We start from the raw sequence: 25,488 nt of genomic DNA on the forward strand, positions 1-25,488 counted from the left end.
GACCCATGGATAACTATCCGGCACAGCCATATGAGGACACCGCCCTCCATGCGTTCCGGCAGATGCAGGAGGAAGCGCGAGAACGCCATGGCGAGATCATGGCGCGACTTGCCGAAGCGCCAGACTATGCCTCCAGCTTTGCCCTCATCCAAAAGACCCTCGACTGGCTCGTCGAGCAATATGCGACAGGGATTTCGGCGGAGGACATCTTAAAAAAGGTCGCGCTCACCACTTCAAAAATGGATCGGCCCAATCGCGACGCGCTTAAAGAGGCGACGCTCGATATGCTGGAAAGCGCCAGGGCGATGGAAGAGAGCCGTCAGGCGCATGTTCGCGGCCTTCAGCGGGCGCGCCAGATCCGTGCACAGACCCGGCAGTGTCGACGCTGGCTGATAGCGGGACTGGCAGGTGGCGCGATGGCAATGACGATACTGCCGGGAATGATCGCCCGCATGGCGCCGACACGCTGGCTTTTACCCGAACGGCTTGCGGCTCGGACGCTGAGGCTATCCATCGCCGATGCCGGCAGGCATATGCTGGTCACCGCCTATCCTAATGCCGCCGCCGAGATATTGGGTGGCGCCGAGTTCATGCTGGATAACCGAGATGCCATAGCCAAATGTCGCGGGCGTGCGCGAAAGAACGGCGGTAAAGTCGCCTGTAAGGTTAAGGTTTAGTTCGCGTCTGGGCCGTCAAGCAAACGCATTTGCAGAACAGCGTATGAAATGTAGGCATGGGTGCTGTGAAACCAAATGGCATTGCAGAGCGGCGTGCGGGATGTAGGCTGCGTTCGTCCCTCAGGCGCAGCCTGTTTGGCCTTTTCGCTATTTCAATCCGTCATCCGAGGTAATCCGGCTTGTCGTTAAGATGTACGTATGGTTTCCGCTGTCTTTGCGAAATTTGGAGGATCTGCTCTTCCAGCGCGTGATCGAAATTTTCCATGAAACGCTGCGGCTATGGTGGACCGTTTCGGTCCGCTCTTCGCCGCTGATATCCGGCACCAGCGTGTCTCGCGCATCCTGGGATATTGCCATTGGCGATGGCATCTTGACGAGATACATATGAAGATCGGTGGGGAGATGCGCTACCTGTGGAACGCCGTCGATCATGAGAGCGAGCAACAGGAATCCTTTGCGACGACAAGGTGGGGCAAGGTCGCTGCTATGCGTTTCACAAAGAAGGCCCTGAAGCGCCACGGGCAGCCTGAAGCCATGACAACAGATGGTTTGCGATCCTATAGAACTGCGAGAAATGGGCTGGGTAATGCCGAAAAGCAGGAGATTGGCAGATGGGCCAACAACCGAGTGGAGAACAACTATTTGCCCTTTCGACGAAGGGAGCGAGCAATGCTGCGCTTCCGACAGATGAAGACGCTGCAGAAGTTCGCCAGCATCCACCAATGTCCACAACCACTTCAGCTTGGAGCGCCATCTCGTCGACAGACAGACTTACAAGGAACGCCGCTTAGCCTCCATGGCTGAGTGGCCAATCATCATCAACTAAGAGATCGCTTTTGCGCCACAAATCCATCCAGTGGAGAGTGGTTCGCATTGGCCTGACGGCACCCTGCAGGTGTCTCGATGCGATTGAGAATGTTGTCCTGGTCGAAATTGGCGATGATCGAAAGATTGACGGGAAGCGCTTCATCTTTACTATAAGCGGCAGTCGCATAATTGGGGTCGGCATCGATGACCTACACTTGGGCAGCGGGCGATAACTGGGAAGCAGGGAGTAGGGCGTCCATGCTAATGGTAACGCCCGCCACCCCTTGGACTGATGAAAGCAATGGCAGGCATAGAAACGGCATCACTATTGGATAGCGTCAAGCAACCCCATAGCCATATGGTATCTTGAAGATATTTTTTAATCGAGGGAATGTGGATTTCCTTTGTGATCCTATTTCAAACGGTTATTTGCCAAACCCCCATGCGACCAAAGTTAAAAGACCTATATGTGAAGCGGATCACCGACGCATGGTTGATCGCGTCCGTCCATATCGATGCCTTTCGCATCCAACCGCTCGCTTATCTAACTGCAACTAAATGGTGGTTCATGCGTAAGCGCGTGCGCGCTTGGGCCCAGTTCGCGCCGCTTCTGAGCCAGTCGCGTAAGGCTTATGTTCTTTGGGTTTCACGGCAAGAACGGGAGCGAAACGCGCATAGTCGCCGTAGTAGAACTACCTCGATAATCGGCCTGATCGATATTGCGGGCGATCACGGTTCTGAGAATCTTAAGGCAACGTTGGATGCAGTCACGGCCGAAAGCCTGCCGGTGCTTATAGTTGGTGCCAACGAAACACCTACCCTGGCTGCCGCAATCGAAAAGATTGAGTGGGAACAGTCGCCTTGGCTGCTTTTGCTTGCGTCCGGTGACAGGATAGCGCCCGGCACTGCCACCGCCTATCGCGCAGCGATGGATGATTCAACCGCGAGTATCGTCTACGCCGACGATGACTTGCTGAGTGGGCATCGTAGGTGCGCACCGTATTTCAAACCGGACTGGAATGCGGAACTATTTGCGCACTGGGACTACATTTCCGGTGCTTGTGCGGTGCGTGCGACTCGATCCGATCTGGAAGCTGTGGCTGCCATGCCGGACTGGAGCAGGGCGTTGGTCGAAAGGCTCGTCGGGCGAGCAGAACCGCAGCATCTGCGGGAGATGATGCATCATCGACGACGGAGGCCTCCCCAGCGCCTGCCGGCACGACCACTGGACGTGCACGCCGAATTGCCGCCGGTTACGGTCATCGTGCCTACCCGCAACCAGGTGGGTTTGCTGCGCACCTGCCTTGATGGGGTGGCGGCGTCGGCCTATCCCGACGTGGATATCATCGTGGTAGACAATGATAGCGACGATCCTGAGACGCTGGCCTATCTTGGGGCGCTCGACCCCACACGGCATCGGGTGTTTCATCATAGCGGAGCCTTCAATTATTCGGCGATCAACAATCGGGCTGTGAGCGAGGCGCAGGGTAGACTGCTCTGCCTGCTCAACAACGATGTCGAGACGACCGAGCCTTACTGGCTGGCGACGCTGGCGACCCAGGCGCTTCGACCCGAGGTCGGTGCCGTAGGCGCACAGTTGCTTTACCCCGACGGCCGCATACAACATGCTGGCGTCGTTATCGGGATCGGCAATGCGGCCGGCCATGCTCATCGTTTCCTGCGACCCGAAGAGGAAGGCTATTTTCATCGTCACAGCCTGCCCCAATTCACCATGGCTGTGACGGCCGCCTGTTTGGTGGTGGAGCGGGACAAGTTCCTCACCGTCGGTGGCCTCGACGAGCGCAATTTTGCTGTCGCTTTCAACGATGTCGATCTTTGTCTGCGCCTCAATCAGCGCGGGTGGCAATCGCTCTACGAGCCGCGGGCCGTTTTGATCCACCATGAATCAGTGTCACGCGGGCTGGATAAGGATCCGGTCGGCGCCGCACGATTTGCTGGAGAACTTGCCGCGCTTAAACGCATCTGGAAGACCGACGAAATCGTTGATCCCTATCATCATCCCCAACTCAGCCGTGCCAGCGAGCAGTTCGCGGTGGCGCTCTGACATCATGGGGCAGGGCACTTCTCCACTCCGGTTGTCGCTTCCGCAAGTGACCTTGTGCGCGGCCAGCTCGGTCAATGTCGCGACCACGATCCGCGCGTTGGAAGCTAGCTTGGCGCAGATCGATTTTGCGGTCTGTAAGCTGTTTACCGATGCGCCAGTCCAGTGCGATCATCTGGGAATCACTGTGGTGCCGATCGCCCGTATCGCATCCTCGCATGCCTATTCGGACTTTCTGCTGACGGATATGGTCGACCATATCGACACGACCCACTGTCTTGTTGCCCAATGGGATGGCCATGTGCTGGACGCTGCGCGATGGCGGCCCGATTTCCTCGACTATGACTACATCGGTGCCAGTTGGCCCCAATTTTCCGACGGGCATGATGTGGGCAATGGCGGATTTTCTCTGCGCAGCCGACGCCTGATGATGCTGTGCCGCGATCCTGCTTTTAGTTCTTGTCACCCCGAAGATATAGCAATTGGACGGATCAACCGCGAATGGTTGGAAAGCAGGGGGATGCGCTTTGCTCCACGTGTGATCGCTGATCTGTTCTCGGCTGAGCGAGCAGGGGACGTGTCCAGTAGCTTCGGCTACCACGGTGCCTGGCTCATGCCGCAAGCGATAGGTGTGGATGCTTTTTGGAAGCTATATCGCCATTTGGACGATCGTGGGACAATCCGGCAAGATTTCACTAGAATAGTAAAACAGCTATGGCAGGGGCCGGGCAAATGGAAACGTGTCCTGAGCTTAATTCTGAACCAGAATTTCTTTCGGATTCGCCGATGACGCTTTCTGATTCATATATCAATTGCACAAGGTACCGACGCGCTTGACCAATATCTTTCCCGGCCTGCCCCTGATCGAATCCCCACTGTTCCCCGTGGTCAAGGCGGATTGGGGGCTCACGATGGACGAAGAGCGGATCGCCAATGATCTCCATGAAAAAGGCTATGCAGTCTTCGACTTTCCGGACATCGTTCTGGACAGCCGGATCGATCGCATAAAACACAATCTGGGGCCAAGCTATGGGGTCGACTTCGCCGACCTGGATAGCGACAAGACTATCGGCGGGCGGCGGCTCCAAGATGCTTGGAAATTCGACGAGGACGTGCGCGCCATTGCTATCAACCAGGCCGTCATTGAGCTGCTGAGCAAGCTTTATGGTCGCCGCGCATTTCCATTTCAGACACTGAACTTTCCGGTCGGAACCCAGCAGGATGCCCATTCGGACTCCGTCCATTTCTCATCACTGCCAGAGCGCTTCATGTGCGGTGTGTGGCTGGCGATGGAGGACATAGGACCGGACGCCGGACCGCTCTTCTATTATCCTGGCTCTCATAAATGGCCGATCATGACGAATTCGCTCATTGGGCGGCGCGGCTTTGGCAGCGATCTGACCTCTGCACAGGACCCCTATGGCTCAGGCTGGCGCGCGCTGTGCGATGTGAACAATGCGCAGGAAGAGGTCTTTCTGGAGGGGTGCGCCAGAGTCGCATGGTTTCTATCTCTTCGATACGATCCACCTCACGCTGCACCACGTCATCGGGGAGCGGCACGGGCCGAAGAAAGCGCGGAAGGAACCGAGCGAGCCGGTTGGGGAAGCTCATGCGATAGACGTTCGACGTCTGCGCGTTGCGCGCCTTGTGGCGGTCGGCGGGCGGATCGATCGGGACGCATCGCCGCTGCTTCTCGATCAACCCCATCTTGGCGAGGATCGACAGGCCGCGCCCGACACTCGCGCGAGACAGGCCGCTCGCGGCCTCGATCCATTCCCAGGTTGGGAAAACCTTGCCGGCGCAGGTTCGGGCAAGCGTCGTAAGCTGCTCGAACACGCGGATCGCCGCTGGCGTTATCAGCGTGACGAGCCGTTCGTCCTCGGAGAGCTGGCGACCCTCGGCGCGCGCGAGCCGCCGCACAGCGTTCTTGCGCTTCAGCAGCTCCACAGCCTTCTTATAGAGCCGGTCGGTTTCGCCCTTCGCGTAGCTGTAGAAAAAGTCATCCTCGAACGTGCCGGCACGCCGGCTGTTCGGATGCACATGCGCGCGCGTCGGGTTTGGTGCGCCCGATCGTGATCTCGGCCGCGCGCGCTCAATGCGGTCGAGCGCCATGAAGCTCGCCTGCGCGAGTGAAACTGCTCCCATCGTCCGTCCCCTTCATCGGGGCCGGGACCAGGCAAAACTTGGGCGTGGCGCGAAGCGCGCTCCCTTGAACCGAAGCTCAGGAACGGGTATGAGGGGGGTGTCTTATGTCCCGATCGATGCCGCCAAGCATCGCTCATCACATTCCAGGGTGCCCGGCCTCGTGCCGGGCATTCGTTTATGTGGTCACGGCCGCTCCCTAATTCGTCGTCCGCCAATTGCGCACGACATCGGTATTTTTTGCCGGAAGCGACGCGCCAGCGAAACAACTACAATTCGTGCTTTCGCGGACTAATGCAGGAAAAAGTTCGTGCTATCGCGGACCCGGGTGACGCGGGTTCGTGCTTTCGCGGACCTGACTTCGTGTTTTCGGGGACCGGCACTCGTGCTTTCGCGGACCAAACAAGGCCGCGATGCAGAATCGATTCGCAACCCGCGCTTAGGCGGACATCAACGCCGGCTTCGGCGTAATTGTCACAGTCGTCGCGGTGGTATTCCGGCCCTTGCCCGCGACTGTCGCACTGGATGCAGTATCGCCCATAATGATGTGAAAGTCGGGGATGGCATTTGCGTCGGTAATGCCCTTCATTACGTGCCGGAAGTGCTTCAAGGAATTTTGGTAGCCGAGTTGGAGCCGCAAATCGTCTAGCCCGACTTGGACTGCACCACCCTTGCAGGTCGAAAGCGCGACCTCATAAAGCCGGCGCTCGACAGGGCCGAGCTGGAAATAGGAGGGCGAATATTCCAGCACGCGACGATCGCGCAGGATCGCACGGTAAAGCCAGTCGCACAGGCGAACCTTGACGCCCTTCAATCGCTTATCGCCGTTTTTGCTCTTGGTGTAGTGGAGCTGCGCTTCCGACAACCAAGAGAAGAAGCCAGCCTGGCCCTCGCCACCCGCTTCGATGTTGGTCTTGATCTGCGTGCCCTGGAGTCGTTCCAGCGCATCGGACAGTCGCGAGTAGGAGCGCGCCGAGCCATTGACGCCGGTCACGCGGAAAAGATCGTGAGCGGTAAAATAGAAATCTTGGGCAACAGCCTCGCCGGCATCAAGTTTGGAGACCAGCAAGCTCGCTATATAGAGCAATACTTCCTTGTCGTAGATAGTAGCGACCCCGCGAGGGCCGGGACCGATCTCGATCGACACCGCGTCGGTCTTGTAGATCAGCGAACGCTTCCACGCCGTCTTGGACAAAGCGAAAAACGGATACGCCATCAACGACTGCTCGCCGCGGACCTCGGTCAGCAATGGGCTGTCGAGAATGAACAAGTCGCCTTGGCTCAGGTCACGCTCGGTCATGCCGCAATTTCCCGGGTCCGCGAAAGCACGAACGGCGAGGAAGGATGGTCCGCGAAAGCACGAAACGGACCGTCGTCGCCACGGAAGGCAGAGGGCAGAGCCAGCGATCGGTGCCAATCTTCGTGCTTTCGCGGACCGACGTGGTGACAGGCGGCGTCGGCAGTAACTCGTCTCGCAAACGATCGATTTTGAAGCGGCACCATATGAGAATGTGTAGCAGCCGCGCAGCGCGTATCAAAACACTTTCTCGATTGTGTGCTGTCGTGATAGGCGCGAAGGATGAGTTTTGAGAACGATTCATGCTGATCGGCTATGCGCGCGTCTCGACGCCCGAACAGGATCTGACGCCCCAGCTCGACGCGCTGCGCGAAGCTGGGTGCGAGCGGACCTTCACCGACAAAGCGAGCGGCGCCAAGGCGGACCGCGCTGGTCTAGCCGAAGCTCTGTCGCACGCACGTGCCGGAGACGTGCTGGTGGTGTGGAAGCTCGATCGTCTCGGCCGAACGATGAAGGGGCTGATCGATCTGGCCGCGAACCTTGCTGATCGCGGCATCGGCTTCCGTTCGCTCACGGACGGCATCGACACTGGCGGCACCGCCGGCAAGCTCGTCTTTCACATCATGGCTGCGATGGCCGAAATGGAACGCGACCTCATCCGCGAGCGCACGACGGCTGCCTTGATCGTGGCGCGGCGCGAGGGAAGGGTAGGCGGCCGAAAGACGGTGATGACGCCCAAGCGGCTAGAGGCAGCTCGCAAGCTCTTGGCTTCGGGGATGACGGTGCGCGAGATCGCGCCGACGATCGGTGTATCGGTGCCGACGCTCTACCGCCATTTCCCGGCGCCGGTGCAGGAGGCCATCAGCGCGGAAGGGGAAGGCCCTGGCGCGTGAACGTCTGGCTCTTCACCGGCGCAGACGGATTATCCGCTCTGACGATTGACGGGGAGGGGGCGAACCTCCCCGCCGAGCTGGGGCCGTGGACCAAGGTTCGGGCGATCGAATTGCACAATGACGGCCCCGACGAACAAGAGGCCATCGCCCTGATCGGCGAACATGGATTCTGCTGTTTCAACTAGCAATTGATCTGATCTCGCATCGATGCGCCGAACGGTGCATATGCCATGTTCCCTTTCCGTTCCATCACGCGTTACAATGGCCGTGAAGGGAATCACCATGCTGCCACTAATGCAGCCGGTGCCGATCGCCGAGGTGCCGAAGGGGATTCTTCTACGCATCGTCGGCGCTGCGGGCGCCGGCTTTCCAAGTCCCGCCCAAGATTGGCAGGACGATGCGATAAGCCTGATCGAGCTGCTGCGTCTCGATCGAGCGGCGAGCTTCGTGTTCCGGATCAGCGGTAGCAGCATGATCGAGGCCGGAATCTACGATAACGACGTAGTAGTGGTCGATCGCGACACGCGGCCTGCAGAAGGGCATATCGTGATCGCGATCGTCGATGGCGGCTTCGTCTGCCGCCAGCTCGTCCAGCGCCGGGGCGTTCCATTCCTCGAGGCGCGCAACAGCCAGCAATGCTATGAGCCGACCTCTGCCGACGGCGTGGAAATATGGGGCGTCGTGCGGACCGGCGTTCGCGACTACCGGCGGTAGGCGGCATGTCCTGGGCGATCGTCGACGTTGCCAACTTCTATGTCAGCGCGGAGCGTCTGTTCGATCCGAGCCTGCGGGGCGTGCCGGTCATCGTCCTGTCGAACAACGACGGGTGCGCGGTTGCCAGGAGCGAGGAAGCGAAGGCGCTCCACGTCCGTATGGGCGAGCCGGTTTTCAAGATTCGGGACCGGATCAAGCGCCACGGCATCCAGCTCCGGTCGAGCAATTATGAGCTGTATGCGGATCTCAACCGGCGCTTCAACGCCGTCATCGCCGATCATTCCGAAATGGTGGAAGTCTACTCGATCGACGAAAGTTTCTTCCGCTTGCCGGTGCTGCCGAGTGGCCTCGGCAACGTCGCGGCCGCGCACGCGGTCCGGGAGGATATAGCCCGATCGGTCGGCCTCCCGACCCGGATCGGCCTGGGTCCGACCCGCACCCTGTCGAAAGTTGCGAATGCTTTGGCAAAGGCGACGGAGAAGGTGTGGGGAGGGGTGGTCGACCTTCACGATGTCGAGCTACGCCGGCGTCTGTTCGACCATTGGCCGGTCGGGGAAGTATGGGGCATCGGGGGCGCGCTGGAAGCGCGCCTTCGGCCCCTCGGCGTAAGGACAACGGCGGACCTGGCTGCGCTGCCGCCTGCGGTGGCGCGCGACGTGGGAACGGTGGTGCTGGAACGGCTCGTGCGCGAGCTGGGCGGCGTCGAGTGCGCCGACTTCAAGGTGGCGCCCGAACCGCTCAAGGCGGGGGTTGAGTAGCAACGGAACAGAAAACCTACATAAGGCAGCACGCCTCGAGGCCCCGCGCCCTTCCGGAATGGTAGAAAGTGGTGGTTTCCTGTCGGTACGCTTTGCAGAGACCAACCACGATAGCTGCCGCCAGATCGACTTGCGAGAGAATTGTGTTGATCGTTAAACGCCTTCGAACCTCAGATTTACCGCCATGAGCGTTCCATCGGGTCGCTCAGCGGTATCGAAGATCCAGCGCTGCCCCTTTTCGATACTGTTTAGGGGTGACTACACGAAAGTGACGCAACTGCACGGTAAGGGCGAACGGATAGCGAACGTCACGCGGCGAGCAAGGAGCTGACGGCGCGCAGCGGCCGCAAGGCATCCGGATCTGGGCGATCTTCGACATTCCAGCTATAGTCCCCTGTCAGCGAGATGTGCTCCCAGCCCAACGGTGCGATGTGGCGTGCGATCTCGTCGGGCGTACCGATGTCAGCCAACGCCATTTCGAGATAGCGGGTGTTCCACAGGATGATGGCGGCGACGAGCAGATTGAGGCCCGATGCCCGATAAGTCTGGTTCTCGAAGCGCCGATCACGCAGCTCGCCGAGTTGGTTGAAGAAGAGCGCGCGGGCGAGCGCATTGCGGGCTTCACCCTTATTGAGGCCCGCCTGGGTGCGCCGGCGCAGGTCAATGTCGCGCAGCCAGTCGAGCATGAAGATCGAGCGTTCGAGGCGGCCAAGCTCGCGCAACGCGAGGGCCAGTCCATTTTGTCGGGGATAGGCGGACAGCCGGCGGAGCATCGCCGAAGCGGTGACGGTGCCGGTGCGGATCGATGTGGCGAACCGCAGCAGTTCGTCCCAATGCGCGGCGACATGACCCAATGCGATCGGCTCGGCCGTCATGCCAGTGAGCAGCTGGCCAGATTCCTGGCCAGGCAGGAGGTGCAAGCGACGCTCCCTGATATCGCGGAGGCGCGGCGCGAAGCGGTAGCCGAAGAAAGGCATGAGGCCGAACACATGGTCCGATGCCCCGCCTGTATCGGTGTAGTGCTCCTCAATCGTCAGGCCGGTCTGATGATACAGCAAGCCATCCAGCACATAAGGCGCTTCGCCGGCAGTCGCCGCGATCACCCTGCTCGCGAAGGGATCATATCGATCCGAGACATGGGTGTAGAAGGCGACGCCCGGTTCGTTGCCGCTGCGTGCGTTGATGTCGCCGATCGCGGCCCCACGACCGCCAGCGTGAAATTGCTGTCCGTCGCTCGACGAAGTGGTGCCGTCTCCCCACAGCGCGGCGAGTGGCATGGCGCGATGGGCGTCGATCAGCCTTCCCAGCGCTTCGCCATAAGCGGCCTCGCTAATATGCCAGTCGTGAAGATGGGCGAGCTGACGCAGACTTGCGCCCCGGCAGGTTTCCGCCATCCGCGTGAGGCCGAGATTGATGCCGTCGGCGAGGATGACGGTAAGCAGGGCATTGCGATCGTCGGCTTCCCTACCCGAACGCCGGTGGATGAAGCATTCGCTGAACCCGGTCCAGGCATCGACCTCAAGCAGAAGATCGGTGATCTTCACGCGCGGCAGTCGATCATAGGCGGCGCGACGGGCAATCTCGGTGGCGGGCGGCGTTGCCGCCTTCAGCGGCGAGATGATGAGGCCGTTTTCGTCAAGCCTCACCTGGGGCAGCTCGCCCTGACGCGCGAGGATCGTCACCTGTTCGATCGCCGTGTCGAGCCTGGTGCGCCTTTCCTCGATATGGCGCTCGAAATCCGTTTCGATGGCTAGCGGCAAAGGCCCCTTCTCGTGAAGCGCCGCAAAGGTCGCCGGCGGGATGAGATAGCTGTCGAAATCGCGAAACTGCCGGCTTCCCGCGACCCAAATGTCTCCCGCTCGCAGCCGTTCACGTAGCTGCGACAGGGCGCATAGTTCATAGGCGGCACGATCGACGATGCCATCGCGCAGGACGAACGGCCGCCATGCGGACGGCACAAAGCGCAGCGGCACGCGATCAGGCAAGCGCCTTTTGCCGGTCTGGTAGAGCTCCGCGATGATGGCCAGCGCTGACAGGAGCCCCTGCACCGCACCGGCGCCGCGAAATTCAAAGGTGTTGAGAAAGGCACCGGCAAAGAGCTTCACAGTGCGATGCCGCTCGATCAATTCGGCCGTGCGATCGACGGTTTCCGGTCGCCCGAGCACTTCGGCCTGCTCGACGGCCACGGCGAAGCGCTGCCAGTCCAGCGCCTCGATCTGCGCCAGAAAATCCACGCCCTTGGTGCGCGCGTCGATGAGGAGCCGGCAAGATCCCGTGAGCGTCCGGAGATGGCCTTGCAGCTCGCGCACCGTCTTTAGGGCTTTGTCGCGAGTCCGGTTCTCGGCGCGGCGCGCCATGCTCCCCAACAGCTTGTCGAACATCGTCAGGGCCGCGTCGGTCAGGCTTTCCTCAAGGCGGATGCCGGTTGCCGCCAGTGTTGCATGTCTCCGTAGGGCATTGAGTTCGCCAAGGTGCTGGGGCGTGATGCGGCTGCCTTCGTCCGCCAGCCTGTCAAAAGTCAAAGCCGGGATCATGTCGGCACGGGCGCGATCGAGGCCCAGCGCGCGGACATAGGCGAGCCGTTCGATCAGGCGCAGGATGGTGCGCGCTGCCGGCGACTGTGGCGCATTGCGTAGCCAGGATAGCCATGTGGTGGCCTGCCCCGACCGTCGCGCCAGCAAATCGTCCAGGCCCTGTAGTGTGTCGGGCAGCAGGCCATTTGTGAGCACTTCATAGGTAAGCTGTTCAGCTTGCTGGCGAGCCCGTCGCAGTACCGCTTCGAGAATCGACGAAGAAGGCAGGAGGATCTGCCGACGGCGGAGTTCATCGACGATGACCCCTGCCATCTGGCCGGGATGGATGATGGTCTGCGCGATCGGGATCGAGAAGGCGACAACTTCACGGAAGGCGTCGCGGTCGAAGATCCTGAACCCGTGCGATCGTCGGATTTCAACGAGATGCTCGCGACGGGTCTGGTCCCGATGAGCATAGGCCGCAAAGGCTTCAGGCGCGATGTCGAGTTGCTGCGCTACATAGGCGAGCACAGGAGCGGGCGGGACTTCGCCCGCTTCCAGCGCACGGCCAGGCCATCTCATAGTGAGCAGGAGCATCGCGAAACCGAGCCGGGTGGCATCGCCGCGACGGCGGCCGACAATTTCCACGTCGTCGCTGGTCAGCGTATAGTGCCGCGCAATCTCGCGCTCATCGAGCGGCGCGCTATAATGCCCCGCCCAGATTTCCGGGCTCACCAGTCGCCGTCTCGCCACGCATCATCTCCTTCGCTTTGCGAGTCCGTCAGACGGTCCTCTGGCGGTCAGCATGAATATGTCCGTCAACTCTGGACCCGCGATGGCGATTCGGACAAGAATGCAAATTGATGGGAAAACGGACAGATTGGGACCGGTCGTGGCACTGATCGGCTATGCGCGGGTATCGACCGGCGATCAGAAGCTGGCGCTTCAGCATGACGCGCTGAATGTGGCCGGATGCGAGCGCATCTTCGACGACCATGCGTCCGGCGCCAAGACCGATCGGCCTGGCCTGGCCGAGGCGCTCGCCTATCTGCGTACCGGCGACACGCTGGTGGTCTGGAAACTCGATCGTCTTGGGCGCTCAATGAGCCATCTGATCGAGAAAGTCGGCGAGCTTGCGGCGCGCGGCATCGGATTCCGCTCGCTCACCGAAAACATCGACACTACCACTTCGGGCGGGATGCTGGTGTTCAACATCTTTGGCTCGCTTGCCCAATTCGAGCGAGATCTAATCCGGGAACGCACCCATGCTGGCCTCAAGGCCGCGCGCGATCGGGGTAACAAGGGTGGTCGCCGCCCTGTCGTCACCCCCGACAAGCTACGCAAGGCGCGGGCGCATATCGCAGCGGGCCTAACTGTTCGCGAAGCCGCCGCGCGCCTCAAGATCGGGAAGACAGCTCTCTACAAGGCACTGGAACAAAAAACGCCATGAACTTGGGAATTACCTGCATGCTGTCGGAACATCGAGCGTTGCTCCGCAAACTGCTATTGCCGCTACTCTGTGCCCTCAGCGGATGCGCCACGGTCCAAGATGGCGAGGCCGCAGATGCGCTAGAATATGCATGTGGAGACCTTGCCGTTGTCGGACGCATAGTGACGATTAGCTCAAAGGCCAGTCCCGGCTCCGATGGTCTGCCAAATTGGCGGAGCCAGTATAACCTTCAAGTACGGATCAAACGAGTGATCCAAGGTAAGGAAAACAGGCATATAGTTCCCGCATCAGCAATCGCTCATGCGCAGATACGCGATGATCGGGACTTTCTGGCTGTTCTTCGTCCCGATGGGGAAGGTGGCTACACCCTCATGACAGCCAACCTGTGGGCATATCGTCCGAAAATAAGCGGACCGTGTTCGTAGCGGAAATCTGCCCGCCACATGTGTTCGCTATCCGTTCGCCCTTAGCGTGCAGTTACGTCACTTTCGTGTAGTCACCCCTTGTAGAGGCCGGGGCAGCGCACGGTATTGCGGCCCTCGGGCAGCACCGCGGTCATCTCGGTCGTCACCAGCCCGGCGCCGCCATGCGCGCGCGCAATAATGGACGAAATGGAAATCGCCCGGCAGCCCGTCTTCCGCCTGATAGGTTAGCACCGGCGAAACGACGATGCGATTTTGCAGGGTCATGCTGCGCAGCCGGTAGGGCCTCAATAACGGCGGCACCGCCTCATCCAGCCCGGCACTGGCGGCGAACCAGCGTTCCACCGTTTCTAGCCATGCCGCATCGCGCAGCCGCAGGTTCTTATGGCTGACGCGCTGGCTGCGGGTGAGCAGCGAATAGGCGAACTGGATCGGCGAGAAGCCGGTGTAGCGGTCAAGCGTCTCAAACCATTCGGTCGAGTTGCGCGCGCTGTTCTGGATTCGCAACACCTCGCTCTTTCGGACTTCCTGATAGTCGAATAGCGCCGTCCGACGCGACGATCAGGTCGTATTCGTCATAGGCGGTCAGGTAGTCGGCGAACTCAGTGTCGAACACCAACTCGATGTCGAGTTCGCGTGCGCGGTCTTGCAGGATGTTGAGCAGCCGCTTGCGGCCGATGCCGATGAAGCCGTGGCCTGACGAATGGATCGTTTCGCCGCCGATCGCGACGTCGATATTGTCCCAGTGTGCGACGCTCTCCGCGATCGTCAGCGCACTGGCAGGGTCGTTGGCGCGCAGACTCTCCAGCGTCTGGTCGGAGAATACCACGCCCCAGCCGAACGTGTCTCCGGCGCGGTTGCGCTCGATCACACTGATACGGTGCTCGGGATGGCGGACCTTCATCGAGATGGCGAGATAAAGCCCCGCGGGGCCGCCGCCCAGACATGCCACTCGCATCAACCCACTCCTTCGTTGTTGCGCCGTTGCTGCGGCATTGTTGCAACAATGGCAATTATTTTCGAAAAAAGATTGCGCGTGGTGTTTTCTTCGCCGATGTTGCCGTCGACGCAGGAGCCGTGATGTTCGAGACCTACAATGCAGCTAGCGACCTGATCGACCGCAACCTGCCGCACCGCGCGGCCAAGATCGCTTTCATCGACGATGCCGGAAGCTACAGCTTCGGCGAACTGTCGGAGCGGGTCGACCGGTTCGCGGGCTATCTTCGCGGGCTCGGCATCGGCCAGGAAGCGCGCCTCGTGCTGTGCCTGGAGGACGGGATCGACTTCGTCGTCGCGGCGCTCGGAGCGATCAAGGCGGGCGTAGTGCCGGTGATGCTCAACCCGCTGCTTACCTCTGTCGACTATGAATATCTGCTCGACGATTGCCGCGCGGTGGCTTTGGTGGTGTCGGACGCACCTTGGGCGGCGCTGGCCCCGATTCGGGAAGCGCGGCCGTTCCTGAAGCACGTCCTCTTCGCCGGCGAGGCCTTCGCCGAGGCGCTGGCTTTGGCGACGCCGCAGCGCGAGGCAGCGCCGACCCTCGCCGACGAGCCGTGCCTTTGGCAATATTCGTCGGGATCGACGGGCCGGCCCAAGGGCACGATCCACCTGCACGGCAGTATCGCCGCACTGACCGAACTCTATCCGCGCCAGATTCTCGATCTCACCGCAGATGACGTGACGTTTTCCGCCGCGAAATTATTCTTCGGCTATGGTTTCGGCAACGGGCTGATCTTCCCGCTCGCAACCGGCGCGACCGCGATTCTGATGGCCGAGCGTCCCACCCCGGCGGCTGTATTCGCACGGCTGCGCGCGCATCGTCCGACCGTCTTTTACGGCGTGCCGACGCTCTACAATTCGATGCTCGCCTCACCCGATCTGCCGATGGCCGAAGCGTCCACGCTGCGACTGTGCACCTCGGCGGGCGAAGCTCTGCCGGCCGACCTGGGCGAACGCTGGCGCGCCCGGTTCGGCATCGACATCCTCGACGGTATCGGCTCGACCGAGATGTTCCACATCTTCCTTTCCAACAGACCTGGCGACGTTTGCTACGGCACCACCGGCCGACCGCTCGACGGCTTCGAACTTGCCATCCTCGACGAGGCAGGCGCACCGGTCTCTGTGGGCGAGGTTGGGGAACTTCACATCAAGGGGCCGACCGCCGCCTCCGGCTATTGGGCCAGGCGCGAGACGAGCCAGCAGACCTTCCTTGGCGCATGGACGCGCAGCGGCGACAAGTTCAGACAGGATGCTGACGGACGCTATGTCTATTGTGGCCGCTCGGACGACATGCTGAAGGTCAGCGGCATTTATGTCTCCCCGTTCGAGGTGGAGAGTGCCTTGATCAGCCACCCGGACGTAGCGGAAGCTGCGGTGGTGGGCTGGCTCGACGCCGCCGGGCTGGTCAAGCCCAAGGCATTCGTGGTGTTGGCTACGGAAACGGGAGCGCGCGATATGGCGGCGGAGCTGAAGGCGCATGCGAAGGCGTGCCTGGCGCCGTACAAATATCCGCGCTGGTTCGAGTTCCTCGAAGCGCTGCCCAAAACCGCGACCGGCAAGATCGAGCGGTATAAGCTGCGGATGCGCGAGTAAGCGCAAGCCCGACGCTATTTGTCCGCTCGCGCCAGCCATTCCGCATAGGTCGGCCGCGCCATCTGGAACAGATCGGTCGCGCGCGCATACCAGCCGCTGCCGTGCATCCGCGCGATCAGCTTCATCGCCACCGTATCGAGATGGTGGCGTTCGGGATCGAGGATGAAGGCATCGTCGATATGCACGACCAGCACTTCGCCGATCACCACCGACTGGCCTGGCCCGGTCTCCAAGAGGTGCAGCGTGCGGCACTCGAAGCTGACCGGTGCGCCGGCGATGCGGGGCGGTGCGACCGCTACGGAGGGTAACGTGGTCAGACCCGCGCAGGTGAGTTCGTCCACCTCAGGCGGCGCATCCATGCAGGTGATGTTCATCGCCTCGGCCTGATTTTCTGAGACGAGGTTGACCACGAATTCGCCGGTCTCGACGATGTTGGTCGCAGTGTCCTTGAACCCGCCTTCGCCCGAACACAGCAGGCCGAGTGCGATTGTCGGCGGATCGTCCCCCATCATGTTGAAGAAGCTGTACGGTGCGGCGTTGGCGATGCCCGCGCCCGACCGGCTCGTCACCCACGCGATCGGGCGCGGCGTGATCGAGCTGCCCATCAACTTGTAGCGTGCGGTCTTGGGCAAATTGCGGAGGTGGAACTCCATGTCAGCGCTCGGTGATACGGGCGACGGGCGTTCGCGCACGTTCGTCGACTGTAAGCTGGAACACGTCGGGCCGCGCATAATGGCCGGCGACATCGAAATCGTAGCGGCCGCGGACGATCTCGCCCAGATCGATATCGGCATAGAGGATCGTCTCGCCGGCATAGTCCGGCCCTGCCAAAATCGCGCCGAGCGGCCCGACGATCAGGCTGCTGGCAGGACGGCCTCGACATCCCGCTGATGAACGCGCTCGATGCCAATTTCTACGAAGTCCATCCCGAGTTGGCTCAGGTGCGCACCGAGCCAGTCGACGCCTCGACCTCGACCTGGGGCCAGCCAGCGCTGCGCCCGGCAGGGCAGGACTGGTCGCACCGCTACTCGCCGTTGCTGCGCTACGAATGGGCAAAGACATATGAGGCGCTCAATGATTACGCCCGCGTCAGCGACGGGTCGCGCTTTGACGGCATCCACTTCGACTATGTAAATCCGCTTACGGGTGGCCCAGTTATGCCGACGATCGGCGCCGCGATGCAGATGCTGCGTCCCGGCGAGAAGACGCAGGCGCACCGACAGGTTGGCAGCTTTGTCTACCAGTGTGCCAAAGGCTCTGGCTCTGCGGTGATCAATGGGCGGCGCTTTGATTTTTGCGAGCGTGATATCTTCTGCGTTCCGTCCTGGGCGTTTCACGAATTCGCCAATGGGTCACAGACCGAGGACATGTGCCTGTTCTCTTTCCACGACCTCCCCGTCATCCGCGCCCTCGGTCTCTATCGCGAGGAAGCTTACGGCGAAAATAGCGGGCACCAGCCAGTCCTCGGATGACTGCGTTCTCACTCGTCGAAGCAACTGGTCTCTTTCGAAAGGTAAACTACTTCAAATGCGTCTTGTGACTTACCGTGCCACGGTCGAAGCGGAAGCGCGCCTCGGCGCCATTGTGGGCGATCTCGTTGTGGATCTCGAACGTTATGGCCGGAGCGTTGACATCGTCCTGCCGTCGCGCATGCTGGATTTTATCGCGCTCGGCCCCCAAGCAGTAGCTGCGGTCACTGCGCTGTTTGCTGAGACGTCCGGCCGATGGGCAATCGGCGTAGCACAGCCACTCGTCAACGTCCGCCTGCTCGCGCCAATCCCGCGACCGAATAAGAATTTGTTCGGGATCGGCCTGAATTATATCGACCATGTCGCTGAATCGGCACTGGCGCTCGATAGCTCGCCGGAACTGCCGAAGCAGCCGGTGATCTTTACCAAGCCGCCGACAAGCGTGATCGGTCCCGATGATCCAATAGTTCACCGCGCCGACATCACGCAACAACTTGACTGGGAAGTCGAACTCGGTGCGATCATTGGGCGTACCGCAAAACGGGTGTCAAAGGCCGACGCGCTGGATTGCGTTTTTGGATACACGATCATCATTGATATGAGCGCGCGCGATTGCCGCCGGGCGGGTCAATGGGTGTATTCAAAGGGCCAGGACAGTTATGCGCCAATGGGCCCATGTATCGTCACCGCGGACGAGATCAGCGATCCACAGACGCTTGATATCTGGCTCACCGTCAACGGCATCGCGAAACAGCGCTCGAACACCAGCCACATGCTTTTCAAAGTAGATGAGCTGATCGCCGATATTTCTCAGGGTATTACGCTGGAACCTGGCGATATCATAGCCACCGGAACACCCGAAGGCGTAGGCGCGGGACGCGTGCCGCAGGAATGGCTCTGGCCAGGCGACGTGATCGAGGCCGGGGTCGAGCGACTGGGTACCTTACGCCACGCGGTGATCGCGGGCTGACCACGACCCGAGGCCATCGAGCGCTTGGTCGCATCCGATAGCGCTAGAACTGTATGTGCAAAGCGTTCTGGCGACTCTGAAACGAGGCTACTCGAAACGATCGAACCAGTCTGGTCGTGTTGTTGCCCCCTAAAGGCCTGACGGGACCTCGCGTGTTTTCGCGATAAACGCGCGAGGTGATCGATAGCCTAAAGCACGGTGTGAATGCACCTCGTTATAATGGACGATCCAGCAGGGCAGCTGGTCAATTACACTTAAAGCATCCGGCCTGGGGCTCACCCGGATCTAGTCCCGCTTGAGAGTGCGGACAGATGCTTCTGTCCTGCCGTTTGATTGTGGGCTGGTGACTGGGGCCGTAAGCGGCACCAAGCCAATGTTGCGAGCGAAGCTGCGGGTGTCGCGCGCGGTGTATCAGCTGCCGTTATCGGTGAGCCACCGTCACGCTGGAGCAGCCGCCCGTTCACCTTAATCACGCGGTAGATCTCAGCAAATGCCAGGAGCCGCCGGACGTGGCTACCGTCGTTGCTCGCACGCACGATGCGCCGCAGCCCGTCTCCGGCGGGTCCGATCGCAATTTGATTGGCGCCGCCATCGCGAGCCTTCTCCAGTTCGCGATGCCGAATCAGATCGGCCCGCGCTGTGAATTCCGACGTGAGTCAAACCTCGCAGGATTTGGTATAAGTTCCGAATGCTCACCATCATCGACGAGGCCGCGGGGGAATGCCTGGCGTTCCTTGTGGCGCGTCGGCTCAAGCATGAGGATGTCTTGGCGGCTCCTGCCGATCTGTTCATCGCCCGGGCCACCAGCGCATATCAGGTTGGACAACGTCCTATGTTGGGAAGCAGCAGCGGGCAAAGACCAGCAGGTCTCGTTGCGCCGAGCGTAATCGGCGCTGATGTATTTCTGATCCAGATGGCTTCCATCGTCAAGGAATACGCTCTCGGCCATAGCAAACACAGGATCCAGCGGCCGTGCCGGTCGTGGTCCTCACCGTCCTTAAGATGAGATACGGATGCCAGATGGAAGGCCCGAACATTATCTACAGGGTCGCGGCTGCGCCCTCACGGCTGCACAGAGAGGGGTCCTTCCATCTGGTGTCCGCCCGTTCTAGGAACGGACGGTACTCGGTTCCCGTCTTGATGACGGCGTGCGCGACGCGCGCCATCTTGGCGGTGAGTGCGGTCATCGCCTTGCGGCGGCGATCAGGATCGTTGGGATGCCCAGCTATGTAGCGCCCCAGCTTGTCACGAAAGCTATTGTCTCGCTGGCGGATCGCGACCTGCGTCGCCATCCAGAAAGTGCGCCGCAATCGGGCATTGCCGTACTTCGACAGCTTGGTCCGCCCACGGAACATGCCTGACTGGCAAGTAGCAAGATCGAGGCCGCAGAATTTGAGAAACTGGCGATGGTGGTTGAAGCGGCGCAGATCGCCAGCCTCAGCGAGGATCGTCAGGGCATTGATCGGGCCGATCCCGGGGATCATGCGCAGGAGCTGATAGTCACGGTTCACGGCCAGTACGTCATGGGCGATCCGTTCGATCTCATTGCGTTGCTGAATCAGTGTGCGAGCCTGAGCGATAACCATGCGGAACATCATGATCGCAGTGGAGTCCTCTTCGATCGGCAGCGCTATCGATGCACAGGCGGTCTCGTAAATATCGTTGACTACGCGAGCCTTGGAGACTTTGCGGCCGATCAGCGGCCAGACCTGTTCGGTGAACGCCTCCCGTCCGATCGAGGTGATGCTGCCCGGCGTCGGAAATCGCTCGATCAGCGCCAGGAACCAGTCGGACCGGCTGTTGCCGGCGAAATGCTCGATCTCCGGGAAATACAGCGGCAGATAGTGCGTAAGGATCCGATGCCATGCCTGGGTCTTCGCCTTGGAAATGGCCTCGTGCGTCTTCGACATCTCCTGCAGATCATTGATGCCGGCTGCCAGCGGATCAACGTAACGCTGAGTAGCGCCGATCCTCAGCATATGCAGGATCACCTGAGCGTCCTTGGAGTCGTTCTTGTCCCAGCCGTTATGCAGCGCTTCGCGCGTCCGGGCCAAGGCGACCGACGAGATCAGACGCAGCTCGAAACCTGCCCGAAGTAATCGGTGGGCCAGTGTGCGATGGTAGTTGCCGGTGGCTTCGAAGCCGACGACGACGGGTCTGCCGATATCGGCCAGGTCCGAGGCCAGGCGGTCGTAGTCGGTCTTGGTGGCCATCACCGTCATCCGCCGTCGTCGCCCGCCCTCCGGGCGTTCGATGAGCACCTCCTGCCGGTGCTTGGACATGTCGATGGCTACCAGCACGGTGTCAGTGGGAGTAGAAGTGCGCTTGGTCATGATCGGTCAGTCTCCAAAAGGTTGAGTCGACAACTTCACTTTAGAGACATGCTGGCCGGTCATGGCCGCCTTGATGGAGGCGGCGGGCGCTACGCGCCCTTGCCTCCATCAAGGCAATCCGGCCTGAAATAGGCCGGTTCCCAATGTGCTATGGTGCCGAGTTCATTGCCGCTGCCGTGCGGGTCTAGCTCGCGCAGATCGGGGTGAAGACCCCTACATGGCGCCCCGTTTCACCATGGGAGACGGCTACAATGAGAGCTTTAACGGGTCGCTTAGCGACGAACTGCTCAATGGCGAGATCTTCTACAGCCTCGCCGAGGCAAAGGTTCTGATCGTAACCGACCGATTGAGGCCGCCTGCCTTGCTGTGATGTGAGCGCGTAAGGGACGTCCATAAGGACGTCGTTATGGACGTCCTGAGCCAAAGCGAGGGACGGCGGTGGAGATATTGGGCCGGGAACGGCGTCGTCGGTGGAGCAACGCGGAGAAGCTCGAGATCGTCGCCGCTGTGGGAATGAACGGAGAGACGTTGGCGCGCGTCGCGCGCCGCTACGATGTGTCGCGAAGCCAGATCTATCAATGGCGCCATCTGTTCAGGAAGCGAGGGTTGCTGCCTGCGGCGGACGAGCCGACCTTTTTGCCGGTTGATATGGGTCGTGCGGCTGAGCGGAACAGAAAAGTGTCATAAGGAGCCGTTTGGCTCAATGCAGCGATAGATAGTGGCCGGGTGAACATTGAAGGTCCTGGCGACGGAGCTGATTGATTTGCCCTCCAGAACAAGTTGGCGAGCAAGCTCGGCCTGATCGGGTCGCATTTTCTTTGGGCGTCCGAAGGTCACGCCGCGCACCATAGCCGCCTTTCGACCCTCGTCGGTTCGGCTCAATATTAGAGACCGCTCGAACTGGGCGATCCCGGCGAATACGGTCATGATCATCACGCCAGACGGGGACGTGGTATCGGCCCAAGGTTCATCAAGCGATTGTAATCCTGCCTGCTTTTCCCTGATACGTTCCGCGATGTGCAAGAGTTCGATGGTGGATCGCGCCAAACGATCGAGGCGGGTGACGACGAGAACATCGTCTTTGCGCAGGTGGCCCATCAGCTTTTCAAGCTCGAGCCGGCCACGAGCGGCCCCTGATATTTTCTCGTCGAACATCATTTCACAGCCAGCCTCCGAGAGCCGAGCGCACTGGATGTCCAGGTTCTGATCCTCGGTGGAGACGCGCGCGTAGCCGAGCTTCATGCGGAGGCTCCCGCCATTGTGCGAAAGTTGCTGCAAAACGACTTTATTTCGCACATATATTTTGCGAAGAAATTCGCCTTGTTTATCGGCATCGGCCGTCCCCTTCGCAAAAGTTGGAAGTTTCGCACGGTATGCCCACCCGTCACCTCACTGATGCCCAGCGTCAGGGCTTTTCTCGCTTCGACGGCGAACCGTCGGCCGACCAACTCGCGCGATATTTCCATCTGGACCAAACTGATCGCGACCTCATTGGAACTCTGCGCGGAGACCATAATCGGCTCGGCTTCACCGTGATGCTGACGAGCGCCCGGTTTCTGGGCGCATTTCCAGTCTCTCCTTCCGAGATCCCCGCGTCGGTCCTGGCGACCGTGATCGAACAACTCGCTCTTGAGCCCGCCACGGACGTGGACGCCTATTTTGCGGGAAGCCGGCGCATCCGGCACCTCGCGCTCATCCGGACGCACTGCGGCTTCACGGACTTTGGCGACAACGCGGTGGCGCGTTTCCGATTGACCAGATGGCTCTACGCCCTTTGTTGGAGCGGCGACGAGCGGCCCGGCCCCTTGATTGATCGAGCGGCGGCCTGGCTGATCGCCAACAAGGTGCTGCTGCCAGGCGTCACGGTCGTCGAGCGATTGGTCGGCAGAATCCGCGATCGTGCGCGGACCAGGCTTTGGCGCCATCTGGTCGCCAGCTTGAGCGATGACCAACGCGCGCGCATCGCCGCCCTGTTTGACGATGGCGACACATCCACGTTCGCCGCCTTGGACGCGCTGCGGACAGTGCCCTCCAAGCGCATGCCGACCGAGCTCTTCCGTCACCTTGATCGGCTCGATGCGGTCCGGGCGTTCAATCTGCGGCCGGCGCCACCAAGGGGTGTTCCCGCGACAACCCTTGAGCGGCTCGCGCGGGTAGCGCGTGTCAGCAAGCCTTCGGCCATTGCGGCCCTTCAGGAGCCTCGTCGAACCGCGACTGTAGCCGCGCTCTTCCATACGCTCGAAGCGGCGGCCCAGGACGATGCCGCCGAGCTGGCCGAGGTTCTGCTTGCCGATTTGGTGAAGGGGGCCGAAGCCGCCGACAAACAGGACCGTCTGCGCAGTCTGCGCGATCTCGATGGCGCCGCGATGCTGCTCCACGCGATGGGTCTGTTGGTTTTGACCGACGATGTCCTGCCCCTCAATGAATGGAGAGATGTGCTCTTCGAGCGGTTGCCCCGTCCCGACATCGAGGCCGCCATGTCCAAGGTGGAGGCGATCGCCAAGCCCGCAGAGAGCAAGCCCTACGACCAACTGCGGAGAAAGTGGCGGGGTGCCCGGAAATTGTTCTTCGAAATCACCAACCGCATCGAGACCGACGCCGCCCCGGGCGGCAAAAACGTCAAGGCCGCGATCAGCTACCTCAAGGGCGTAGACGACTGGTCGTCTCTCGCCAAGATGCGCGGCGCACCGACCGCTGCGATCCCAAAGGCGTGGAGGCAACATGTCCTGGATCATGAAGGCAGTGTGCGGGACCCGAAAGCCTATGTCTTCGCGATCATCGATGCATGGCGTCTCGCGATCAAGCATCGCGATGTGTTCGCCAAGCCCGGCATCCGATACGGAGATCCTCGGCGCGGGATGCTCGAGGGCGAGTCCTGGCACAATTCCAGGTTGATGGTGGCACGCGCCCTGGGCCGATCTCTGGAAGCCGACACTGAGATTGACGGTCTCTCCCGCCTTCTCGACGAGGCATATCGACATGTCGTCGCGCGCGCCGGCCACAATCCTGACCTGCGTTTCGAGACGGTCGCCGACAAGACCGGGATTGTGGTCACGCCCCTCGACAAGCTTGATGAATCCGAGAGCCTTCGTGCGCTGCGCGGCGCCGTCCAAACGCGCATGCCGAAGGCGGGGATGCCCGACATCTTTCTTGAAGTCATGGCGCGAACCGGATTCGCCAAGTCCTTTACCCATCTGAGCGAGCGTCAGGCCACCGTCGAGCACTTCGAGATAAGCCTGTGCGCAACCCTGGTCGGCGGCGCCTGCAACATCGGTCTTGAGCCAGTTGTGCGCCCGGAAATTGCGGCTCTGCGTCGCGACCGGCTGTCTTGGGTCAATCAGAATTTCATTCGGCCTGAGACCATAGCTGCGGCGAACGCCGCGATCGTTGCCGCCCACAATCGCCTGGATATCGTTCGCCACTGGGGCGCCGGAGAGGTGGCCAGCGCGGACGGAATGCGGTTTGTCGCTCCGTCGAGCGCCATACATGCCGGCCCCAATCCCAAATACTATGGCCAGGAGCGCGGCGTCACTTGGTACAACATGATTTCCAATCAGTTCAGCGGGCTGGCCGGAGCGGTCATCCCCGGCACCTTGCGCGACAGTTTGGTCGTCCTGGCTCTCCTGCTGGAGCAGGAAACCGAGCTCGATCCTCTGGAGATTATGACCGACACCGCTGCCTATTCCGACGCAATTTTCGGCCTGTTCTGGCTCCTGGGCTACCGATTCAGCCCCCGTCTGGCGGACATCGGCGGCGCGAAGCTGTGGCGCATCGACCGCCAGGCGAGCTACGGACAATTCGATGAGATTGCCTGGGGCAGGATCAAAATCAATCTGATTAGGGAAAACTGGTCCGACCTGATCCGTTTGGCCGGGTCGATCAAGCTCGGCCACCTCAAGGCCGCAGGCGTCATGCGCATGCTGCAGGTCAAAGACCGCCCAACGACCCTGGCCAAGGCCCTGTCTGAACTGGGGCGCATCATCAAGACGCTGCACATCCTGCGATACATCGACGACCGACCGTTCCGCCGACGGATCTTGTTTCAGCTCAACCGGCAGGAATTGCGCCACAAGCTCGGTCGGCGCGTCCATCACGGCGATCGGGGCGAAATCAGAAGCCCTTTGCGTCAAGGCCAAGAGGAGCAGCTCGGGGTCCTCGGTCTCGCCCTCAACTCCATCGTCCACTGGAACGCTGTCTACATGCAGGAAACCGTGCGCCAACTCAGCGAGGCCGGGGCGCCACCGCTGCCCGCCGATATCGCTCGACTCTCGCCGATATTCTGGCGTCACATCAATTTCCTCGGGAGCTACGACTTCTCCGTGCCCGACGCCGTCGCAAACGGCGGCCTCAGACCGCTACGCCAACCTAATTCCGAATGGGACTTTTGAA

The 25,488-nt window shown here is 60.9% G+C and carries 21 protein-coding genes and 6 pseudogenes; 17 read left to right on the top strand and 10 right to left on the bottom strand.

Annotation, left to right across the window (positions count from 1 at the left end; translation table 11 throughout):
* Positions 1-5: 5 nt before the first annotated feature.
* The 5 genes and pseudogenes from QMG56_RS19485 to QMG56_RS19505 form a co-directional block, all read left to right on the top strand.
* Entirely contained in the window at positions 6-677 is a 672-nt protein-coding gene (locus tag QMG56_RS19485; RefSeq protein ID WP_281824273.1) for a DUF6118 family protein, read from the top strand.
* Between the two features lie 279 nt (positions 678-956).
* Positions 957-1,481 (top strand): DDE-type integrase/transposase/recombinase, encoded by a 525-nt coding sequence (locus QMG56_RS19490; protein ID WP_281824275.1) that lies wholly within the window; start codon positions 957-959, stop codon positions 1,479-1,481.
* 760 nt (positions 1,482-2,241) lie between these two features.
* Positions 2,242-3,549, top strand: a complete 1,308-nt coding sequence (locus QMG56_RS19495) for a glycosyltransferase family 2 protein (RefSeq protein WP_309298590.1) — start codon at positions 2,242-2,244, stop codon at positions 3,547-3,549.
* A 184-nt stretch (positions 3,550-3,733) separates the two neighbouring features.
* Positions 3,734-4,336: a DUF5672 family protein gene (locus QMG56_RS19500; RefSeq protein ID WP_281824278.1), complete on the top strand. Its 603-nt coding sequence runs from the start codon at positions 3,734-3,736 to the stop codon at positions 4,334-4,336.
* 43 nt (positions 4,337-4,379) lie between these two features.
* Positions 4,380-5,024 (top strand): annotated as a pseudogene (locus QMG56_RS19505) (phytanoyl-CoA dioxygenase family protein); the annotation flags it as partial.
* Here the strand turns inward: QMG56_RS19505 and QMG56_RS23525 are convergent.
* Positions 4,915-5,658: an RNA replicase gene (locus QMG56_RS23525; RefSeq protein ID WP_375713732.1), complete on the bottom strand. Its 744-nt coding sequence runs from the start codon at positions 5,656-5,658 to the stop codon at positions 4,915-4,917. The pseudogene QMG56_RS19505 and the gene QMG56_RS23525 overlap by 110 nt on opposite strands.
* Positions 5,659-6,127: 469 nt before the next feature.
* Complete coding sequence (locus QMG56_RS19510) at positions 6,128-6,988, bottom strand: replication initiator protein A (RefSeq protein WP_069710376.1); 861 nt, start codon at positions 6,986-6,988, stop codon at positions 6,128-6,130.
* Between the two features lie 299 nt (positions 6,989-7,287).
* Here QMG56_RS19510 and QMG56_RS19515 point away from each other — a divergent pair, with 299 nt between their 5' ends.
* From QMG56_RS19515 to QMG56_RS19530, 4 genes and pseudogenes are all read left to right on the top strand, one after another.
* Positions 7,288-7,878, top strand: a complete 591-nt coding sequence (locus tag QMG56_RS19515) for a recombinase family protein (protein ID WP_069710377.1) — start codon at positions 7,288-7,290, stop codon at positions 7,876-7,878.
* Positions 7,875-8,063 (top strand): hypothetical protein, encoded by a 189-nt coding sequence (locus QMG56_RS19520; protein ID WP_069710378.1) that lies wholly within the window; start codon positions 7,875-7,877, stop codon positions 8,061-8,063. The genes QMG56_RS19515 and QMG56_RS19520 overlap by 4 nt, the downstream gene beginning before the upstream one ends.
* A 76-nt stretch (positions 8,064-8,139) precedes the next feature.
* On the top strand, positions 8,140-8,592 hold the full coding sequence (locus tag QMG56_RS19525; RefSeq protein ID WP_281824283.1) for a LexA family transcriptional regulator: 453 nt from the start codon (positions 8,140-8,142) through the stop codon (positions 8,590-8,592).
* A gap of 5 nt (positions 8,593-8,597) precedes the next feature.
* A pseudogene (locus tag QMG56_RS19530) lies at positions 8,598-9,338 on the top strand (type VI secretion protein ImpB); the annotation flags it as partial.
* A 320-nt stretch (positions 9,339-9,658) separates the two neighbouring features.
* On the opposite strand, the gene QMG56_RS19535 reads toward QMG56_RS19530, so the two are convergent.
* Positions 9,659-12,616 (bottom strand): Tn3 family transposase, encoded by a 2,958-nt coding sequence (locus QMG56_RS19535; protein ID WP_039859054.1) that lies wholly within the window; start codon positions 12,614-12,616, stop codon positions 9,659-9,661.
* 139 nt (positions 12,617-12,755) lie between these two features.
* Between QMG56_RS19535 and QMG56_RS19540 the strand changes: the two genes are divergently transcribed.
* On the top strand, positions 12,756-13,313 hold the full coding sequence (locus tag QMG56_RS19540) for a recombinase family protein (protein ID WP_031290454.1): 558 nt from the start codon (positions 12,756-12,758) through the stop codon (positions 13,311-13,313).
* Between the two features lie 482 nt (positions 13,314-13,795).
* Here the strand turns inward: QMG56_RS19540 and QMG56_RS19545 are convergent, their stop codons facing one another.
* Complete coding sequence (locus tag QMG56_RS19545) at positions 13,796-14,242, bottom strand: hypothetical protein (protein ID WP_281824285.1); 447 nt, start codon at positions 14,240-14,242, stop codon at positions 13,796-13,798.
* Positions 14,199-14,639 (bottom strand): hypothetical protein, encoded by a 441-nt coding sequence (locus tag QMG56_RS19550; protein WP_281824287.1) that lies wholly within the window; start codon positions 14,637-14,639, stop codon positions 14,199-14,201. The genes QMG56_RS19545 and QMG56_RS19550 overlap by 44 nt, the downstream gene beginning before the upstream one ends.
* Before the next feature lie 176 nt (positions 14,640-14,815).
* Between QMG56_RS19550 and QMG56_RS19555 the strand changes: the two genes are divergently transcribed.
* A complete protein-coding gene (locus tag QMG56_RS19555) occupies positions 14,816-16,327 on the top strand; it encodes a benzoate-CoA ligase family protein (protein ID WP_281824289.1) in 1,512 nt (503 codons plus the stop codon).
* A gap of 14 nt (positions 16,328-16,341) precedes the next feature.
* Here QMG56_RS19555 and QMG56_RS19560 read toward each other — a convergent pair whose 3' ends face one another.
* Together QMG56_RS19560 and QMG56_RS19565 are read right to left on the bottom strand one after the other, a co-directional pair.
* Complete coding sequence (locus tag QMG56_RS19560; protein WP_281824291.1) at positions 16,342-16,980, bottom strand: flavin reductase family protein; 639 nt, start codon at positions 16,978-16,980, stop codon at positions 16,342-16,344.
* A gap of 1 nt (position 16,981) precedes the next feature.
* Complete coding sequence (locus tag QMG56_RS19565; RefSeq protein ID WP_281824293.1) at positions 16,982-17,158, bottom strand: hypothetical protein; 177 nt, start codon at positions 17,156-17,158, stop codon at positions 16,982-16,984.
* Between the two features lie 59 nt (positions 17,159-17,217).
* On the opposite strand from QMG56_RS19565, the gene QMG56_RS19570 reads away from it, so the two are divergent.
* A complete protein-coding gene (locus QMG56_RS19570; protein WP_281824295.1) occupies positions 17,218-17,799 on the top strand; it encodes a cupin domain-containing protein in 582 nt (193 codons plus the stop codon).
* A gap of 55 nt (positions 17,800-17,854) precedes the next feature.
* Entirely contained in the window at positions 17,855-18,766 is a 912-nt protein-coding gene (locus QMG56_RS19575; protein WP_281824297.1) for a fumarylacetoacetate hydrolase family protein, read from the top strand.
* 288 nt (positions 18,767-19,054) lie between these two features.
* On the opposite strand, the pseudogene QMG56_RS23530 reads toward QMG56_RS19575, so the two are convergent.
* Positions 19,055-19,201: pseudogene (locus QMG56_RS23530) on the bottom strand (IS3 family transposase); the annotation flags it as partial.
* Positions 19,202-19,445: 244 nt separating this feature from the next.
* On the opposite strand from QMG56_RS23530, the pseudogene QMG56_RS19580 reads away from it, so the two are divergent.
* A pseudogene (locus tag QMG56_RS19580) lies at positions 19,446-19,593 on the top strand (IS3 family transposase); the annotation flags it as partial.
* Between the two features lie 209 nt (positions 19,594-19,802).
* Here the strand turns inward: QMG56_RS19580 and QMG56_RS19585 are convergent.
* A pseudogene (locus tag QMG56_RS19585) lies at positions 19,803-21,099 on the bottom strand (IS110 family transposase).
* A 152-nt stretch (positions 21,100-21,251) separates the two neighbouring features.
* Here QMG56_RS19585 and QMG56_RS19590 point away from each other — a divergent pair.
* Positions 21,252-21,433, top strand: a pseudogene (locus QMG56_RS19590) (integrase core domain-containing protein); the annotation flags it as partial.
* A 104-nt stretch (positions 21,434-21,537) separates the two neighbouring features.
* Entirely contained in the window at positions 21,538-21,786 is a 249-nt protein-coding gene (locus QMG56_RS19595; protein WP_281824299.1) for a transposase, read from the top strand.
* Here the strand turns inward: QMG56_RS19595 and QMG56_RS19600 are convergent.
* Positions 21,781-22,341 (bottom strand): recombinase family protein, encoded by a 561-nt coding sequence (locus QMG56_RS19600; protein WP_059153619.1) that lies wholly within the window; start codon positions 22,339-22,341, stop codon positions 21,781-21,783. The genes QMG56_RS19595 and QMG56_RS19600 overlap by 6 nt on opposite strands.
* Positions 22,342-22,472: 131 nt before the next feature.
* Between QMG56_RS19600 and QMG56_RS19605 the strand changes: the two genes are divergently transcribed.
* Positions 22,473-25,487 carry a Tn3 family transposase gene (locus QMG56_RS19605; RefSeq protein WP_059153620.1) on the top strand — a complete coding sequence of 1,005 codons (3,015 nt, stop codon included), beginning with the start codon at positions 22,473-22,475 and terminating at the stop codon, positions 25,485-25,487.
* Position 25,488 lies beyond the last annotated feature (1 nt).

Source organism: Sphingobium sp. BS19 (genome assembly GCF_027925545.1).
In the GTDB taxonomy this organism is placed as follows: Bacteria; Pseudomonadota; Alphaproteobacteria; order Sphingomonadales; family Sphingomonadaceae; genus Sphingobium.